Source organism: Methylobacterium sp. WL103 (assembly GCF_008039885.1).
Lineage (GTDB): Bacteria > Pseudomonadota > Alphaproteobacteria > Rhizobiales > Beijerinckiaceae > Methylobacterium > Methylobacterium cerastii.
The window spans coordinates 1-3,375 of sequence record NZ_VRUX01000473.1 but is presented as its reverse complement, the minus strand read 5'-3'; the positions used below and the strand labels follow the sequence as shown (position 1 = coordinate 3,375).

Sequence of the window (3,375 nt, the reverse complement as noted above, 5' to 3'; positions counted from 1 at the left end):
GCTGGAAGTCCTGCGCCACGCCCGCCGCGGCCGTTGCAACCGGGCGAGCATGGGTGCAGCAATGTGCTATGCGCGAGACATGACCCGCTGGCTCGAAATCGTACTCTTCATCGCGTTCGCCGTACTGGCCGTTGCCATCGTGTGGTGGTTCGGATTTCGCGCCGGCCCGGTCGGTGGGCTTGCGCAATAGGCGGGCGCACCGTGCCGAATCAGAAACGCCACGCCTGACCGATACGAAGAAGCCCGGCGCAGCGGGTGCTGGCCGGGCTGAGGCTCGTTTCAGGATTGGGGATCAGCTGGCGCTTCACCCGATCAGGTGGAACCCGTTCTCAATTTGCCCGACGAGGTGCACCTGCGCCTCGGCGCTCTGGCTGATCTCCAAGGCGACCGCTGCCTGCGAGACCCCATGCGCGAGCTGGTCGGCGAAGAACGCCGCACCGCCCGGCTCCGCATGCCGCCCGAGCGCGCCGACATAGAGGCTGTCGACGAACCCGGCGTTGGTCTGACCCGCATGCGTCGCGGTATACTCGGGTGAGTTCAGCATGGCGTTGGCGACGTTGCCGAGCGCCTGGATCGCGCCGTTGGCCCCGCCGCTCGCCGCCGCCTGCTTCACCTGAGCCTCGAAGCCCTGGAGCCCGGTCACATCGGGCGTCCGGCCCAAGACCGCGTAATACTCCCGCGCCACCGCCGCATCGATCGCGTCCGGGACGAACACACCAGTGCTGAAGGTCGAGGCGTTTACGCTCTGCGCCTCCGTACTCGTGGCGATCTGTACCGCCACCTGCGCCTGCGAGACGCCCGCGTTTAGCTGGTTGGTGAAGTAGGTGAGCCCGCCATCATCCGCCGAGCGATGCAGGACGTTGGTATACAGGCTCTGTACGTAGGCAGAGGGATCGGTGATCGTCGGGCCATGCTCGGAAGAGCCCAGGATCGCCGCCGCGACGTCCGTCAGCTTGGCGCCGGCCTGCAGGCTGGCCGAGAAGCTTTCAAGCCCGAGCGGATCAGGCGCCCGGCCGAGCAGGCCTTGGTAAAGCGCGTACACACTGCCAGTCTGGGTAGCCGAGTTCGTGACCACCGTACCGAACAGCGCGATGGTGGCTGCGTTAGGAAGCGTGATATCTGTGAGCACGACGTCGTTGCCGTCCCCGCCGTGATAGTTGATCTGATAGTTGTGAGATCCAAGGCTTAGGCTTGCGCCTTCTGACAGTCCTGTAAACGCCCCTTGGACTGCATCTATGCCGTCGTTGTCGATGAATACAAAGCTGTCACCGCGCGTCGAAACGAATGAGCCGTAAGAGGCGAGGCTGAGGGTAGCGCCGTTTAAGGCCACCGTGCCGATCACCTTGGTCTGGTCGAATTGACCTTGAACGGTACCACCCAACTCCTCCTTGAGCGTCGCGCCCGAGGCCAGCGTGAGATCGTGAGTGGTCAACACGCCCGGCGAGTTGCCCGGTGAGAGCGTGCCGCCAGACGTTACCGTCACTGTGCCGGTCGAGCCTGAGCCACCCAGCGTCCCGCCGTTCTCAACAGTGACAGGCGAGACGATCGAGCCATTGACGATCAACGTGCCGGCTTTGATGTCGGTCGGACCGGTATATGTACTTGCCCCTGTGAGGATAAGCTTGCCAGGGCCATCCACGGTCAGAGAGCCACTGGTAATCGCATCGACCGTCTGCGTTTCACCTGCCGGTGGGCTTGCCGTCCCACCGGTCGCTGGCACGGTCGGCTGTGTCGGCTGTGTCGGCTGTGTCGGCTGGGTCGGGATAACACCGAGGGATATTTTAGTGCCGCTCTGGCCATCATAGGACACGCCGAACTGGTAGCCGTCAGGCAGATTATAGCCAGCGTCAAAGTGCAGAACGTTGGTGCCGCCGCTACTGGTCACAGTCAGATCGTGGGTGGTAGCGTTGTAGGAGGCTGACGCGCCGGACGATGACAAGGCACGCAGATCGATGGTGTCCTCGACAGCAAAGCCCATGAACTTGTTCGTATAGGTGCCAATCAAATTTAGATTTAATGTCTGAGCACCTGTGCCAAAGGTGATAACAGCACGATCGAGAGCGTCGAGTGTCGTCAGGCCGATAGTACCGGCGTTAAACGCAACACCACCTGTGAACGCAGTGCTGTGCCCGGAAAAGACTTCGTTGCCGGCGGCCAACGTTAGCGTGCCGGTGGTTCCTGTAATCGCGCCGGAAAAGGTACCAGCAGCCGCCGTGAGGGCCAGCGTTTGAGTGCCGAGCGCCAGCGTCCCATTGGCTGAGCCACTGAGCGTCTTGATCGCAGTCCCACCAGCCGTAGTCACACCTGAAATATCGAAGGTTCCATTGTCGATCACGCCAGACGAGGCCGCAATGGTGCCAGCTCCTGACAGGCTCAGTGTGCCATCCGAGATAGTCGTCGTGCCCGTGTAGCTGTTGGCGGCCGATAGTGTAGTGTTTCCACCGCCGATCTGACTGAAATTACCAGCACCGGAGATCTGACGCGCTATTGTATATCCGTCCGAATGGTTGACAGCCAACGTGGCTGACGCACTGTTGACCGAAAAGCTTGCGCTTACCGATCCAGTGGTTCCACCATTTCCTATTTGCAAAGTACCACTGTTGACGAATGTTGACTGCAGATACGTATTGGTACCAGTGAGGATTGTTGTGCCCGTTCCAACCTGACCAAATAGGCCTGATCCAGAGATGTTATTAGCCAGAACTATTGTGTCGGTATGGTTGACGTAGAACTGGCCATTATCAATTATGGCACTGCTCGGAGCTAATAAGCCCCCTGTTCCAGCGTTACCCAAATTCAATATAGCGCCAGAATTAATAGCAGTAGCGCCAACGTAGTCGTTACTACCTGTAAGATTGAGTGAGCCGTTCGAGATTGTGAGGCCACCCGATCCAGTAATATTTCCAGCAAAAAACGAACTTACAGCATTGGTGAGTGTTAAATTATTTGCTCCAAGATTGATAGTTCCGGTGCCAGTGCCGGTGAGCGCCTTGACATTCACTCCAGCGGAGGCGGCAACAATATCGAAAGTAGCTCCCGCAAGAATGCTCAGTCCTGAGGAGTTGACAATTGATCCCGTCCCAGAAATGGCGAGTGTACCGGTATTGACACTTGTAAAGCCAGTGTAGGTGTTGACGCCGCTTAATGTCAAAGTTCCGGCTACGCCTCCGACGGTGCTACCTTTTAAAATCGAACCTGAGCCGGCAGTATAGTCATGTATAACATTGTTAAGGCTCCCAGGGCCATTGAGACCTAGTGTTCCTGAAATACCAATCCCACCATTCAGAATGCCCGTTCCTAAAGTAAGCGCGTTAGTACCAAATCCCGATGTGAAGGTAATTGCATCAGCCCGAGTGGCGCCCGCCCCATCAAACC

Annotated in this window: 2 protein-coding genes; one reads left to right on the top strand and one right to left on the bottom strand. The window is 58.6% G+C overall.

Annotation, left to right across the window (positions count from 1 at the left end; all coding sequences use genetic code 11):
• Window positions 1–190, top strand: a 190-nt coding sequence (locus FV222_RS30720; protein WP_210248501.1) for a hypothetical protein, incomplete at its 5' end; no start/stop codon positions are given.
• 114 nt (window positions 191–304) lie between these two features.
• On the opposite strand, the gene FV222_RS20755 is transcribed toward FV222_RS30720, so the two are convergent.
• Window positions 305–3,151 (bottom strand): DUF4214 domain-containing protein, encoded by a 2,847-nt coding sequence (locus FV222_RS20755; protein WP_187277401.1) that lies wholly within the window; start codon window positions 3,149–3,151, stop codon window positions 305–307.
• Window positions 3,152–3,375: the final 224 nt, after the last annotated feature.